The organism is Mycobacterium sp. NGS48 (assembly GCF_059812585.1).
Genome location: NZ_JCALCY010000006.1, coordinates 208,489 through 222,841 on the forward strand (window position 1 = coordinate 208,489; position 14,353 = coordinate 222,841).

At 62.1% G+C, this 14,353-nt stretch carries 12 protein-coding genes; 4 read left to right on the plus strand and 8 right to left on the minus strand.

Annotation, left to right across the window (positions count from 1 at the left end):
- Window positions 1–133: 133 nt before the first annotated feature.
- The 6 genes from AC5Y42_RS13915 to AC5Y42_RS13940 all read right to left on the minus strand — a co-directional run bounded on the left by AC5Y42_RS13915 (window position 134) and on the right by AC5Y42_RS13940 (window position 6,284).
- Complete coding sequence (locus AC5Y42_RS13915; protein ID WP_499899030.1) at window positions 134–1,396, minus strand: glycosyltransferase; 1,263 nt, start codon at window positions 1,394–1,396, stop codon at window positions 134–136.
- Between the two features lie 175 nt (window positions 1,397–1,571).
- Window positions 1,572–1,976 (minus strand): nitrile hydratase accessory protein, encoded by a 405-nt coding sequence (locus tag AC5Y42_RS13920; protein ID WP_499898885.1) that lies wholly within the window; start codon window positions 1,974–1,976, stop codon window positions 1,572–1,574.
- Window positions 1,973–2,638, minus strand: coding sequence for a nitrile hydratase subunit beta (gene nthB, locus AC5Y42_RS13925; RefSeq protein WP_499898886.1), 666 nt, complete (start codon window positions 2,636–2,638; stop codon window positions 1,973–1,975). The genes AC5Y42_RS13920 and nthB overlap by 4 nt, the downstream gene beginning before the upstream one ends.
- Entirely contained in the window at window positions 2,631–3,275 is a 645-nt protein-coding gene (gene nthA, locus AC5Y42_RS13930; RefSeq protein WP_499898887.1) for a nitrile hydratase subunit alpha, read from the minus strand. Before nthA ends, nthB begins: the two co-directional genes overlap by 8 nt.
- 15 nt (window positions 3,276–3,290) lie before the next feature.
- Window positions 3,291–4,691: an argininosuccinate synthase-related protein gene (locus AC5Y42_RS13935; protein ID WP_499898889.1), complete on the minus strand. Its 1,401-nt coding sequence runs from the start codon at window positions 4,689–4,691 to the stop codon at window positions 3,291–3,293.
- A gap of 312 nt (window positions 4,692–5,003) precedes the next feature.
- Window positions 5,004–6,284, minus strand: coding sequence for a glycosyltransferase (locus AC5Y42_RS13940; protein ID WP_499898891.1), 1,281 nt, complete (start codon window positions 6,282–6,284; stop codon window positions 5,004–5,006).
- Between the two features lie 510 nt (window positions 6,285–6,794).
- Between AC5Y42_RS13940 and AC5Y42_RS13945 the strand changes: the two genes are divergently transcribed.
- Window positions 6,795–7,592, plus strand: coding sequence for a GAP family protein (locus AC5Y42_RS13945; RefSeq protein ID WP_499898892.1), 798 nt, complete (start codon window positions 6,795–6,797; stop codon window positions 7,590–7,592).
- Window positions 7,593–7,679: 87 nt separating this feature from the next.
- On the opposite strand, the gene AC5Y42_RS13950 is transcribed toward AC5Y42_RS13945, so the two are convergent.
- Window positions 7,680–8,567 (minus strand): sulfotransferase family protein, encoded by an 888-nt coding sequence (locus tag AC5Y42_RS13950; protein ID WP_499899033.1) that lies wholly within the window; start codon window positions 8,565–8,567, stop codon window positions 7,680–7,682.
- 136 nt (window positions 8,568–8,703) lie between these two features.
- Window positions 8,704–10,098, minus strand: a complete 1,395-nt coding sequence (locus AC5Y42_RS13955) for a wax ester/triacylglycerol synthase domain-containing protein (RefSeq protein ID WP_499898893.1) — start codon at window positions 10,096–10,098, stop codon at window positions 8,704–8,706.
- Between the two features lie 364 nt (window positions 10,099–10,462).
- Between AC5Y42_RS13955 and AC5Y42_RS13960 the strand changes: the two genes are divergently transcribed.
- The 3 genes from AC5Y42_RS13960 to AC5Y42_RS13970 all read left to right on the plus strand — a co-directional run bounded on the left by AC5Y42_RS13960 (window position 10,463) and on the right by AC5Y42_RS13970 (window position 14,336).
- The gene (locus tag AC5Y42_RS13960) at window positions 10,463–11,731 is read left to right on the plus strand and encodes a glycosyltransferase (RefSeq protein WP_499898894.1); all 1,269 of its coding nucleotides are present in this window, start codon (window positions 10,463–10,465) and stop codon (window positions 11,729–11,731) included.
- 108 nt (window positions 11,732–11,839) lie between these two features.
- Window positions 11,840–12,616: a GAP family protein gene (locus tag AC5Y42_RS13965; protein WP_499898896.1), complete on the plus strand. Its 777-nt coding sequence runs from the start codon at window positions 11,840–11,842 to the stop codon at window positions 12,614–12,616.
- 286 nt (window positions 12,617–12,902) lie between these two features.
- Window positions 12,903–14,336: a condensation domain-containing protein gene (locus tag AC5Y42_RS13970; RefSeq protein WP_499898898.1), complete on the plus strand. Its 1,434-nt coding sequence runs from the start codon at window positions 12,903–12,905 to the stop codon at window positions 14,334–14,336.
- Window positions 14,337–14,353: the final 17 nt, after the last annotated feature.

The window sequence follows — 14,353 nt, forward strand, 5'->3', positions numbered from 1 at the left end:
CGGCCGAAAAATCGACGTCAACGCTCCAGCGTCGCGGCTGCCCGGTGACATGGCTTCGGATGTCTCATCGAGCGTGAACCCCGGTTAGCCAACAGGTTTGGCTCGTAGCAGGTGTATTGCTGGAATCCAGTCATCAAGAACCGAGGCCGGCGAAGTTTTCCACAAGGTCGGCGGCGGCCGTAATGCATTGAGCGGGTTTAATCATCTGAGTGGCGATCTCGCGGGCCCGCGCAGCGTATGACGCGGCCGAGATGGTGCGCAAATCTGCGACCAGAGTTTCCTCCGTAGTGGCCGAAAGACGCCGACTGGCGCCTACCTTCAGTCGTTTGACCCGAGATCCCCAGAGCGTCTGGTCGAAATCCGTCGAAAGGATCAACTGGGGGACTCCAGCGCGCAGCCCGATGGCCGTAGTGCCCGTTCCGCCGTGGTGCACGACCGCGCGGCAGGCGGGAAAGGCGGCCGCGTAATTCAGCGTGCCCACCACTTTCACGTGCTCGACGTGCGGCACCTGGCTGTAGTCAGTTCCAGCGGCGCAAACCAACGCCCGCTGGCCCAGCTGCGCACAGGCCGAGCTGATCATCGCAAGCGTGTCGGCGGCAGATCCGACGGGAATGCTGCCAAAGCCGAAGAAAATCGGCGGTGTTCCCGCAGCAATCCAGGACAAGGCCTCGTCATCGGCGTCGGTGGGCAACTCCATCGTCAATGCGCCAACAAAACGCCGTCGGTCCGCGAATTTCGCCCATTCCTTTGCCAGCCCCGGAAAGCAAACCTCGTCGTAGGCCTGAATTTCCAGCGATCCGCGCCCGGTAATCCGCCAGGGCGAGGGCCTGGTCGCCTTTGACAGGCCCAATTCACGGCGCTGCACGCCCTCGACCTTCCTCGCAGAGCGCCAGCCCAGCCATTCGGCTCCCGTCATTACGGCGCGGCCCATCGGTGCCGGCAGGAATGGAAGAAGCTGGCCATTGGCCCGGAGTGGAAACATGTGCAGTGTAGCCAGCGGAATGCCGTAGTACTCCGCCACGTTGCCAGCGGCGTCCTCGAAGTTCACGCCGGTGAACAGCAGATCGGCGCCCTCCGCCAGCGATGTCAGTGTCCGGATGATCTCCTTCCAAGACTGGAGAAAGGGCTCCATCACCTCGCGCCGCAACTTGATGAGATCCTGGATCTTCCAGAAGTTGCGAAACACATGGGTCCAGAAGTCGCGGTGGGCGTTGAGAACGTCCTGCAAATTTGGTCCGTAGGGAACTGCCTGCGGACCAGCCGCCTCGGCGAAGCCGACCAGATCGGGCGGGACAGCCATGCGCACTTCGTGCCCGCGGCGGAGTAGCTCGCGGCCGACCGCGACGCATGGCTCGATATCGCCGCGAGTTCCATAGCTTGCCAGCACAAATTTCATCGGATCTCGGCCCTTAACTTTCCGTGCAGGTCCTGCAAATCGAAAACGCGAGTCTCGCACCGCAGGTTCAACTGCCGCGCAGCATAACCCACTGCCCCGCAACGTCGGCCCCGCATCCAGAAGTTTTGGGCAGGTCTCGATCGTTGCCGCTTCAGGACTTCTACTATCCGGCCGGTCAAGGAGCGCGGTTCGGTTCTTGCCGCACTTCCGCTGACCTTTTCGGCGTCGCGTCAAAGTCATCGGCTACGAGTTCGATCGGCTTGCCATGCGGTGTGCGGCCGGCCGCGCGTTGCCATGCATCACGCCAGCGCGCCGTCTCGGCCGAGCCGATGCCTTTGCGCCCCAATAGGTCTTCGAGTGCAGCAAGCCAGTGGTGGTAGTAGGTGTCGCCGATGTCGCGGTCTCCGGCTGCCTGTGCCGCGTTGATACGGGTAGCCAGTGCGTCGGCCCACTCGGCCCAGGTGTACAACCCGCGCTCGTGCAAAGAAACGACGATCGCGAAAGCCCTTGCCTCCCATGGCTCTGCGAATACCGGCTCATCGCCGCCGGCGACCCGGGCAACTCTAGCGGGCGGATTCACGCTGCCTCCAGGTACGGTTCCCATGCGTCGACCGACACCGTCAGGCCCGGCTCGGCGTCCGGCCACAGGTCAGTGCCCCGGAAAACCACCGTGTACAGCCACTGCGGCTGTTCGCCGCGGCCACTGGCGTTCGCATCGGCGAAGACGTGCACGCCGTGCATGCGTTCGACAACCGCCGGCTTGGCCTGCGCGTATCTGGGTAGCCGCGTGTGATGTGGGATGGGACCGGCAATGGTGCGCACGCACTGACCAACGGCGAACCGCGGACCCCTGCTTGCAAGCCGTTCGGTGGGTGCGCCGCGAACCTGCAGTGTCGGCACATCGTTCGCGTGCAGGATGCCGGGGACCGCACATGGCGGGTGCAGCGACCGGCCCGCGGCCACTTCTTCGGCGGAGACCAAGCCGCGCTCTTCAAGCTGCTTGAGCAGCGCGCCGTACCAGATCTCGTAGTAGCTGCGTTGGTCGTAGTCCGGCAAGGTTTCGCGCGCGGCACGTGTCATGTCGAGGTTCCAGGCTCCAGTGGCACCCATCGCTAGTTGCAGCGCGAACACACGCGGCTCCCAAGCCGCGTGCCACGGTCCGCGTTCGGCCTCGAGCTTGACCGGACCATATCCCAACTGGCCGCCCAGATCGGCGTGCGTGACGTAGCCATCGTTAGTCATGTGCCGATGGCCCCGGTCTGCGGGGTAGACCAGCCCCAATCATCGAATCGCGGGTCACCAAGGCCGCGAGCTCTTCTTCGTTGAGATCGTCGGATCCGGGCGGTCGCATGGGCACCACAAGGTAGCGGACTTCGGCCGTCGAATCCCAGACCCGGACATCCGTGTCTGACGGTAGGGTCACGCCGAAATCGGCCAGCACACCACGCGGTTCACGTACCGCACGCGAGCGGTACGGCGCGCTCTTGTACCACTTGGGAGGTAAGCCCAACACCGCCCACGGGTAGCAGCTGCACAGCGTGCAAACGACGAGATTGTGACGCTGAGGCGTGTTTTCCACTGCGATCATGTGCTCGCTCTGCCGCCCGCTGTAGCCTAGCCACGCGATCGCGGCGGTGGCGTCGGTCAGCAGCCAGTCGCGGTAGGTCGCATCAACCCATGCCCGAGCGACCACGCGCGCACCATTGCGGGGACCAATGCGTGTCTCATAGGTATCGATGAGCGCGTCTAGTGCCGCCGGGTCGACGTACCCCTTGTCGACGAGCACGCTTTCCAGCGCCCTCACTCGTAGGTCCATCTCGCCGATCTCGCTGGCGTGGCCTGCAGCGATGCCGTGGGCATGGTCGCCGGGTCCACTCATGTCACGAGATTACGGCTACGTTCTCGAGTTCGGATCAGTCGGCGGGACAGGCAAGCGATTTCCGGACGATAAATGGTGCGCGGCAGCATCACTCGGCAGGTATTCCCGACCCTGCAACACTTTCTCGCCGTTGAGGAAATCTTCCACCTCGGCGTCCGTCTGTTCGACACGCTGACCCAGTTCACCGCCGCGGCCAGTCACGATGGACGAGCCGACGAACCGACTGGCGGTAGCAGACCTTGCCGCTGCAGCTTCTCGGTACTCCCACTGCTCTCGATCACGAAGGTAAAGCGGTGATACCGCCTTCAATCCGGCGAGCTCGAATCCCCCGTTCCGCAGAACAAATCGAACATCCCCACTGATCCGTTGAGTACTCACTTCGAGGAAGGACTGCAATGCCGTTCGGAGACTACGGAACCACCGCCCCTCCACGGCCTCCATGATCAGAGCATCGCCCACAGTCCGCATCCAGCGGAGCGTTTCGACCTCGACCGTCGCGGACGCGAGCTGAGCGAAAGCTTCAAGAATGAGCGCCGCAGCCGGAGCCTCGCGTACCTCGAGTACCTTCTCGCCGCCTTCTAGATGCTCGAGGCTCGAGAACCGTCCGATACCGTAACGACCAACTTCGACGTTGAGACCCGAGATCAGTTCGACGAGATCAGTGACAGGTTTTGCATCCACTGATACGACACGTCCCCTGTCGAAGCGCAGCTCTATTACGCGACTCGCTGTTTCAGACGCGACGGACCACTGATACAAATTTTGATCGATTGCGAAATCCTCGGGGTCGTCTAGCGTGCCACTCTCGAACTCTCTGCACCACACGTTGCTGTCGACGCTGATCAGCCGCTTCGCGAAACCAGACAGGTCGAACGCCTCTTGGAGCTCCAAACGCTTGAAGTCGCGGGCCAGGGCATCGAACTCATAGGGCGATCCGAAATAACCTTCAAAACCGAGATCGGAAATAGCCCCGTTGAGCCTTCTCAAGCTATTTTGGGACTGATTAGCCGTGTGGAGCAGACACTTGGCACCGACCGATCGCGCAAACTCCACGCCGACTCGTGCGATCAATGGTCGTGACAACGATGCGCTGACGGGATGTTGACCGAGATATCGGCCGCCAGCAAGAATCGATGGGTAAACGAACTCTTCGACAAATTCTTTTCTGCAGTCGAGTCGGGCGATTTCTACATCGAATTTGTCCGCGATATATGAGAACTGTTCAATATCGAAGTCGTCCCCGATATCGACGGACAGCGCGACAAGATGCACATCCAGTTTCGACAGCTGCGCCAGCAGATACGCACTATCCAGTCCGCCCCCGCACAATGTCACAATGGTGTCGTTGCGGTGGCACAACTCTTCTATGTCTGAAAAAGAGCGGATCTTCCTGTGATTCATGTAGTCAGTTGCCATGCTTAAACCCTCTTCGGGCTGCCAGCAGGGGTCACAGGTGTAAACCTCCGTTGTCCACCAAATGCCTACCGTTTTTAATATCGTTCGGCCGGAGCATCCGAGAGCGAAAGATCGCGCCGACGACGTTGGAAGGCTCGCACCCGACTAACGGCCCGGATCCTAACAACCGGGTTAGGCTAGCACCCTTGCATTCAAGGCATGTTGGTTCGGTCAAACTGCACCATTGACAGGTTCCCGGTAGGCGGCCCTCCCGACGTCGCGTGCCAGGCGTTACGGGCGACGCCGGTCGTTTCAACGTACCCGCCGTTGCTGTCAGCTGACACTTCTGAGTCGGGCGAACTTTTCCAGGAGATCGGCCGCGGTCGCGACGCTTTCGGCGGGTTTGGTCATCTGGGTGGCGATCTCCTGGGCCCGGGCGGCGTATTTCGGAGCCAAGATGGTGCGCAGGTCTGTGACCAACGATTTCTGCGTAGTGGCCGAAAGACGCCGGGCGGTGCCCACCTTCAGTCGTTTGACCCGAGCTCCCCAGAGCGTCTGATCGAGGTCGGTCGAAAGGATCAACATGGGAATCCCGGCTCGCAGGCTCGCGGCCGTAGTGCCCGCACCACCGTGGTGCACAATCGCGCGGCAGGCCGGAAAGGCGGCCGAATAATTCATCGTGTCCACCACCTTGACGTTCTCGAAACGAGGAACGTCGCCGAATTCGCTCGAGCCGGTACAGACCAACGCTCGCTCGCCCAACTGCGCACACGCTGTGCTGATCATCGCCAGCGTGTCGGCGGCGGATTCGACCGGGATGCTGCCAAAGCCGAAGAAAATCGGCGGTGTTCCCGCGGCAATCCACGATGCGATCTCCTCGTCGGCATCGGTCGGCAACTCCATTGTCAGCGCGCCGATAAGGGGCCGACGACCATCCCATTTCGCCCATTCGGCAACCAGCCCCGGAAAGCAAACCTCATCGTAGGCCTGAAGTTCCAGCGACCCGCGATCGGCGATGCGCCACGGCGAGGGCTTCGTCGCCTTCGGCAATCCCAGTTCACGACGTTCGGTGCCGTCGAGCTTTTTCATCATGGGCAACGCCGACCATTCGCCCATCTTCATCGTGGAACGCGTCAACGGTGCCGGCAGACCCGGAACGAGCTGGCCGTTGGCCCGTATGGGGAATACATGCAGCGTGGCCAACGGAATGCCGTAATGCTCCGCGACGTTCCCGGCCGACTCCTCACCAATAACTCCGGTGAACAGCAGGTCGGCCCCCTCAGCCAACGACCTCAGCGTCGTGCTGAGCTCCTGCCAGCATTGGGTGAACAACCGCCAATTCTCACGCATCAGCCCGACCATTTCTCTGATCTTCCAGAAATTCTTCCAGAATTTGCGCAAGAAACGCGCCATGAAGTCATGGTTCACGCTTTGCCACACCTTCACCTCCGGCCCGTACGCAACCGGCGCAAGTCCGGCTGCCTCGGCAAAACCGACCAGATCCGGCGGCACGGCCATCCGCACGTCGTGCCCACGGCGCAGCAACTCGCGCCCGACAGCGATACCCGGCTCGACATCGCCACGAGTGCCATAAAACGTCAGCACAAATTTCATTCGCGGACTCCAGCCCTTCACTCCCGGTGCGCGTTCTACGAATTGAAAGCGCGAGCCGCACATCACACGCTTAGCCGCCGGGCAGCATAACCTGAGCCTTACCCGACCCCACGCTGGAGCGACGATTGCGGACCCAGCTATGGCAGAACCGTACCGTTTGCGCCGCTCCGTAAGCCAACACCAGTCTGGTCACCACGGCGTTTCCGATTGAGTAATCCGGCGTGTTTCCCGATCTCAGATTTGCTTGACGCTAAATTTCGGAACGATCGTGCACTCGCTCAATCCTTGGTGCGCCACCTCTTAACGATCACGGCAGCTTGCTTCATGATCGCGTATCACAAGGCCGCAGACCGTCCCGAAGCAGCGAAACGCGCTCTGGCGGCACGTAGCAGTGCCCACGGGCGGCTCGGCTAAGCCGCTCCCCTTCGCACGCCAACGTGCGGCCGCCAGAGCAAAAATCCCGCAGATGCTCCGATAAGCCAACGGACACACACGGTAGTGTTTCCGGCCGTGTGGGGCTCACTGCTGGCGCTGGCGCTTCTGATGGCCTTCAACCCGGTGCGTCTCGCCCTCATACTTCTCGTGATCTCGCGGCCGCGACCTCTGCAAAACCTTCTCGCCTACGGGACCGGCTGCCTGATCGGGTGTATTCCAGCGGTGGTGGTTCCGCTGACGCTGTTGCACGTCACACCGATGTTTCGATCTTTTGCGGACAATTTGGCCCCGAGCTCCACCGTGCGGTACATCCGACTTGGCATGGGTGTGCTTGCGCTCTCGGTTGCGGCGCTGTTGACAGTTCGCTCTGTGACGCGGCGGCGCCAGTCGGCGCATCCGCCGGCCCGCGGGCCGGACAACACGTCGACCCTGGTGCTGGACTCGAATACACCGACGGCAGTCTCGTGGTTGCTCGGCCGCACCGAGGATGCGGCCCCGGAGGGCAAGTCGGCAATCCGACGGCTTTTGCGGCGCATCCGTAATGCGTGGGAAAGCGGGTCGCTGTGGGTGGCGTTGGTGATCGGCATAGGATTCGGCGGGGTGGAACCCGACGCGGGTCTATTCTTGCTGGCTATCATCGTTGCCTCAGGCGCCGCCATCGGCACGCAAGTCGCCGCCGCGATCGTATTCGTCATCGGCGTGCTTACGGTTGTCGAGATCACCTTGGTCAGCTATCTGGTCACGCCAGTGAAAACACAAGCGATAGTGCAACTTCTGCACGACTGGGCGTTGGCACACCGTCGGAAGATTCTGGTAGCCATGTGCACAGTCGCGGGAGTCTCACTGGTGGCCAGCGCGCTGGCTAGCTTATAAAACACGATGTAGTACGTCTGGATCAAACGTCACGCGTCGAGCGCCTTGGCGTGAAGTTTGAGTATGCGGCGGTTCAGACGCTGAATTTCAGGCCCAGGTGCCTTTGCGTCGGTGGGCGAGTGCGGCGATTTCGAAGATGAGTTTGCGTGGAATGAAGCGCTGCGCCTTGGTAACCCGCTGATAGTTGTCGAGCGCGGTGCGCAAGCGTTGTTCGCTGGCTCCGTAGTCGCAGAAGACGCGGTCCAACTCATCTTGGCTCCAGGTGTCGCCGTCGGCGGCCCGGTGCAGATTGCGGTAGGTAGTGGTCAGCCATTCGGTGCCGAATGGTTCCGGACAAGCGGATCCGTCGGCCTGCTGGTGGCGCTCATCGGTCGCGAGGAATTCATTGATCGCGGTCTCGTCGGGTTTGAGATCGATGTCCAGCGCTGTCGCGATTCTCTTGACCTCTCCGCGCCAATCCTGAAGGAGATGGGGGTATTCCACGAACACGCGGGGCAGCCCGCGTGTGTAGCGTTCAGCGAGGAGGCTGTTTTTGAGCCAGAGCGCGGCGGCGAGTTCGGGTTTGAATACTGGCATCATCGCGGTGGCGGACTTGATGACCTCATGCGGATGGCGTATCGCGATGACGGTGCCGATGTTGTAACCGGCTATACGGGCAGCTTCAAACCACATGCCGGCTATGGCGGTCATCTGTAGGTCCTTGATGACGTACAGGTCCGACTCCGGCAATTTATTGAGGTAGGCGCTGATTTCGGCGATGTCTCGTTTGTCAGCGGATTCCTCGTGGAGGCGCAGTGTGGGGTCGGCGGAGCTGCTGTGGTGGCGGCGCAGGATTTTCTCGTTGAGGTAGCTGGCTTCACGCGGTTCCCAAAAGCCGCGCGGATTGGCCTTCGCGGCCCCGATCATGCCGGGTGGAAGGGCGGCCCCAGACAGCGATAGGACGCGTGTCAGCGCGGCGGTGCCGGATCGGGCCATTCCCAGCACGAACAAGAAGGTTGTCATTAGCCCCTGCCCATCGTGGATGACTCAGCTACAAACTGGGCCGTCAGCGTGGGCCCGGTGAGACGGAGTAGATGGTACGTGAGGGCAAAATGCTCCCGATGTGAACGCCTCACCGATTACCGCCTTGCTGTCGGACAATTTGGTGGCAATCGTGCTGATTCGTCGCTGGTGTCACTGGGGGCACTCCGACGTACTCGCCAGTCAGCGCGAAGTCTTTCAAGGCGTTCGAAAGATCTTGTCGCAAAGCTTCGTACGAGTTGGTATAGCCGGGCTGATATACGGTGGCCGAGACAAAGACCCGCCCCTGCGCAGTTCCCGACAACACGTACAGGGCTCCGCCCAACCGGTGCATCAACGTTTTTGTCACACCTCGGTAGGAAAGCCTTGAGGCCCAGAGGTCCGCGCACGTGCCATCTGGCCGGATGACGGCCGGGTTGACCACACCAATATTGGAGGAGACGACGGTATTGTCGACGAGCCTGACAAAACGCTTGGGCATCAGACCCAACAGCGGAACGAAGGACATCACTGCCTGCTCGTCGTCGCGCAGCTCCTGGTGGCTGATCAGCGCTTGTTTGACTGCAGCCCGAACCTCACGCAAGTCCGTCATCGCACGGGCGGGATCGACTGTGACGGTGAGATGACTGACAGCGTTGGCGTGCGTATCGCCGGCTGCACGCTCATTGACCGGCATCCTCATGAGGACCGAACCGTCGGCGGTGACCCGTCCAATTCGCTGGGCCAAGCGGGCCGCCAATCCCATCAGCAGCGCGTTGCTGGTCCCGCCCAGCGCGTTTGCGCGAACACCCCACTCGTCGGCATCGACGAAAGCCGTTGTCATCGGCGGCGTGAGAGGTTCGTCGATACCGGCGGGAAGCCTCAGTGGCGTGGTAGGCGGCGCAGCTCGGGCACCGTCGCGAACGGCACGCCGGGCCAGCCGTACCGCGGCAACGGCGCCGCGGCCGAGAGCGGGAATGTCGCGCACGGTTTGACGGGCGTCCTCGCGGAGCGCCTGCCACCGCCGGCGCGACCCGGCCGCGGGCCAGCTGATGGGGGCATCGCGGCCATCGGCAGCATCCGCCATGGCCTGCAGCAGCCCGGCACCGTCGGCGAGGCAATGTGAGATGGCCAAGCTCACCGCCGCGCCGCCATCGGTGAAGGGCAGCATCGCAAGGTGCCATCCGGGTCCGTGCTCGGCATCGATGGGAGTGGTGGCCTGCTCCTCGAGCCAGGCATCGAGTTCTGCGCGCGGACGGGGCGTGGCAGCTATCTCGATCTCAGTTGGTCCGTCAGCCGATACCCAGCGGTGACGGCCGAATCGCAGCGGCGACCGTTCGATACGGCGGGGTAACCATCCTCGCTGGAGATGGTGATGGAAATTTTGCAGACCGTCGATGTCGACCGGGCGGTTGTACACCCAGAAAGGGTGCGGCATCGACGAGACTCCCGTGGCTCGCTCGGCATCAAACGTGAGCTGGTCAAGCGGGTCGAGTAGGTTCTCCATTGTCGTACCGTACTTCTGGCCCGATGTCCGTGAAGCGATTCACCCCCCAAGGCCGATGGGGGCTGTTTATTCATCGCCATAGGTGACCGAGACCGTGCCGTCGCCCGCCGCTTTCGCGCGGATGAGTTCACCGTGGTGTCCAAGTGTCGATGTCGACGCGTGTGTCGCCCGGGAGAGCCGGGGTCGATTACCTGACGGCCGGAGGTTGACGAGTTGCAACAGTCCAAGGCCCATTGCGTCTGAGTTATAGTCACATCTCGCACTAGGCCGACCCTGCGGTGGGTTAGCCGCTAACTACCCGGCACCACCGAGGCAACACAGTTCGCCGCAGATCAGAGGGAGATTCCGTGCCGAAAGATCCGCGATGAAGTGTGTGCTGGCCAGCTATGGAACGCGTGGCGACGTCGAGCCGTGCGTCGCTGTCGGCCGTGAACTGCTGCGCCGCGGGCACCACGTGCGCCTGGCAGTTCCGCCTGACCTGATTAGCTTCGCCGAGTCGGCTGGGCTTACGGCGGTCGCCTTCGGGCCGGATACGCAAGAGTGGTGGGGCGCGCACCGCGACTTCTGGACGCGTTCCTTCCGCAGTTTCTGGAAGATCCGAGATCTGCTCAGGTTGTGGCGCGAAATTGGGGAGTCGGTCAGCCACCACTGGGAGCACATCACCACGACGCTGCAATCGCTGACGGACGGGGCCGACCTTTTAGTCACGTTTCTGAATTTCGAGCATTCCGCTGCCAATGTCGCGGAGTATTACGACATTCCGTTGGCCACGCTGCATATCGCCCCGGTGCGGGCCAACGACCAATCCCTGCCATTCCTGCCGTGGTCATTGGGCTGCTACGCAATGCGGGTATACGAGTGGGCGAACTGGCGCGGGGTGAAGAAGTTCGATGACGCGCAGCGCCGTGAATTGGGGCTGCCAAAGGCGACGTGCTCCGCGCCGCGTCGCATCACCGAGCGCGGATCACTGGAAATTCAGGCCTACGAAGAGGTTTGCTTTCCCGGGCTGGCGGCCGAATGGTCGAAATTCAACGGCCAACGGCCCTTTGTCGGCGCGCTGACGATGGAATTGCCAACCGGTGTCGACGAGGAGGTCACCTCCTGGATTGCCGCGGGGACACCGCCGATTTTCTTCGGGTTTGGCAGCACACCGGTCAAATCTCCCGCCGACATGCTCGCCATGATCGGCGCGGCCTGCGCACAGTTAGGCGAGCGGGCATTGGTGTGCTCAGGCTGGAGCAACTTCAGCGATCTCCCCCATTTTGAACACGTCAAGGTGGTGGATGCTGTGAACTATGCGGCCGCCTTCCCGGCATGCGCTGCGGTCGTGCACCACGGTGGCATGGGCACCACGGCCGCGAGCCTGCGCGCAGGAGTCCCCACGCTGATCCTCTGGACGGCGCCAGATCAGGCGATCTGGGCAGCTCGGGTGAAACGACTGAAAGTTGGCTTTGGGCGGCGCTTTTCGACCGCTACCCGAGAATCGCTGGTGGCCGACCTGCGCCGGGTCCTCGGCCCCGAATATGTCACTCGAGCCCGCGAGGTCGCCACCCACACGACCAAATCCGCCGAAAGCGTGGCGAACGCCGCCGATCTTTTGGAAAGTTTCGCCCGATCAAGCCATGTTGACTGACGTGGCACGGTTACCCGGGCGGCGGCGTTCCTCTCCCGCAGCCCTGAGCCGGCCGGGTCGTGCAGAATGGGTCTGCGGCCAGGTCTTGACAGGGTAGGGTTCCGGGCCGTGTGGGCTTTCGTGTTGGGGATGGCGCTGCTATGGGCGCTCAATCCCGTACTTCTCGGCCTCGTTCTTCTGCTGATCTCCCGACCGAGGCCGTTGCAAAATCTGTTCGTCTGCTGGGTCGGTTGTCTGATAGCGAATGTTCCCGCCCTGCTGGTTCTGCTGCTGATGCTGCACGCCATGCCAGGGTTCAGATCGGTTGCGCACGAGCTGGCCGCAGCGGGCCCCAACTCCACCACCCGACACGTTCAACTCGGTGTTGGTCTGCTCGCACTACTGATCTCCGGCCTGATCGCAGTGCGCACCCGGGTTCGTCAGCGGGAAGAGGTGCCGACACCGGTCGGCACCTCCAGTAGACCGACCGCAATCTCGTTGCCACCGAACCGCGACCACGATGGGTCTACGGAGCGCCGATCACCGATCCGACGCCTGATTGATTACGCGAACAATGAGTGGGAAAGCGGATCGTTGTGGGTCGCATTGGTGGTCGGCTTGACCTTCGTGCCGGCTGGTCCGGTCATGCTGATACTCGTAGACACCACTATCGTCGCCTCGGGCGCTCCCATCAGTACGCAGGTCCTCGCCGCCGTCGCGTTCGTCTTGGGGATGTTTGCAGTTTTCGAGATCACCCTCGTCAGCCATTTGCTCGCGCCGGCGAAAACCCAAGCCGTGCTGCAGCCCCTGCACGAGTGGGCGCTGGGTCACCGTCTGCACGTCCTGGCGGCCATCTTCGCTTTGGTTGGGCTCTCGCTGGTGGCCAGGGGCGTCGGGGTCATCTGAGGGGCCGGCCCAAAGACCAATCGTCGCGTCGGCATAGCCGGACAGCTGAAAGTTCAAGTCCCACTACGCCGCTTGTCATCGGGAGGATCTTGTTCAGCTTCACGCTGGATGGCCGATACATAAACGATTGAGTTGCGGGAACGGTGGAAATCCGCAAACACCGCTCGCGGAAAGGGCTTTTCGCTTCCACGATAGGCGACGAAAACTCGATCGAGGCTAGCTGGGATGATGATGCGACATATGGCGATTCGCGGCGAGAGCGTCGAGTCACCGCTATTCTGCGGCCATGACCATGAGCTGGGAGCCGGCCCGGATAGCTCGTACACGACCATCCTTCAACAGACGCATCTCCAAAGAGGATGAGCGAGTGGACAATCGGCTTGCCCTGGTGGACCAAGGTTTGTTCGCGGGGCATCGTGCCGCCGGGATCAACCTGGTCATTCAGGTCGTGTGGCTTTATGAGCACGACGTCGACCTTGATGGGCTCAGACGTCTCAACCGCAATCTCGGTCGCGGGATGTTAGGACGGCTCATTGAACGTTCGCCGCTGCCGTTCGCCCGACCCCGGTGGGTCATTGGTCGAGAGCCGTCGGACATCGATGTCGCTGAGTGCGCCCGACCGCGCGCTGAGCTCAGCGATTGGGCTGATGAACGCTCACAGGTGCCCATTGATCCGGAACGGGGTCCCGGTTGGCATTTCGGCGTCCTTCCCCTTGACGACGGCTCGACTGCGGTGACTATGGTGCTTTCCCACTACGTGGTCGACGGCCTCGGACTCCACATGGTGGTCGCCGATGCTCTGCTGGGTAACCCGCACGACCTTGGCTACCCACCATCGAATTCCCGTACGCGGCGGCGCGCGGCGGTTCAGGATGCCCGCCTAACGGCACGGGACGCGCCCGAGGTTGGCCGGGCGCTTGTCACAGCGGCACGGCTGGCCCGCAAACAGGCAGGTGCGCGGCAGGATGCCGCCCGATCACCAGCGCGGCGACCTGTAGCCCTCCGGCCAGGTGACGGCGATGATGCTGTAGTCGTGCCGGCCGTCTCGATACAAATCAACCTTGATGAGTGGGAGGCCCGTGCGAAGACTCTCGGCGGAACGGGGAAAACTCTCATCGCGGCGTTGGGTGCGAAACTGGCCGAGGGCCTAGGGCGACAACGCGCTCGCGACGGCTTCGTCACGTTGCACCTCCCGATGAACGATCGCAGCGAGGGTGATACGCGTGCGAACGCAATGTCGATCGCGACGGTCAGCGTCGATCCGAGCCGGGTTACGACAGATCTGAGTGACATCCGCGACGCCATCAAGCAGGCAGTAACTACTTTGCGGGAGACGCCTAACGAAGCACTGCAGTTGCGCTCGCTGATCCCGTTTACGCCGAAAAAGGCGTTGAAACGGATGGTGGATGCCGGGCTCACTGACCCGGATGCCCCCACGCTTTGTTCGAATCTCGACGAGTTCGACCCGGTGGTGTTTCGTCCGGATGGCACCGACGGCGAAATAATCCTGACGCGCGTAACTGGCCAAGGCGTAACCCGGGAATGGCTCGAATTAACTGGTGGCCAGATGACTCTGCAGTCTTGGCGCGTGGGAGGCGGCACAAAGATCTACTTCACCGTCAACGCCTACCAACCAGGTGCGGAGAACACAAAGCCCGCCTTGCGTCAATTGGTTGCGCGCACGCTGGCAGAATTCGGCTTCGCTGGCGAGATCTACTAACGAATCGTTTCCGTGTG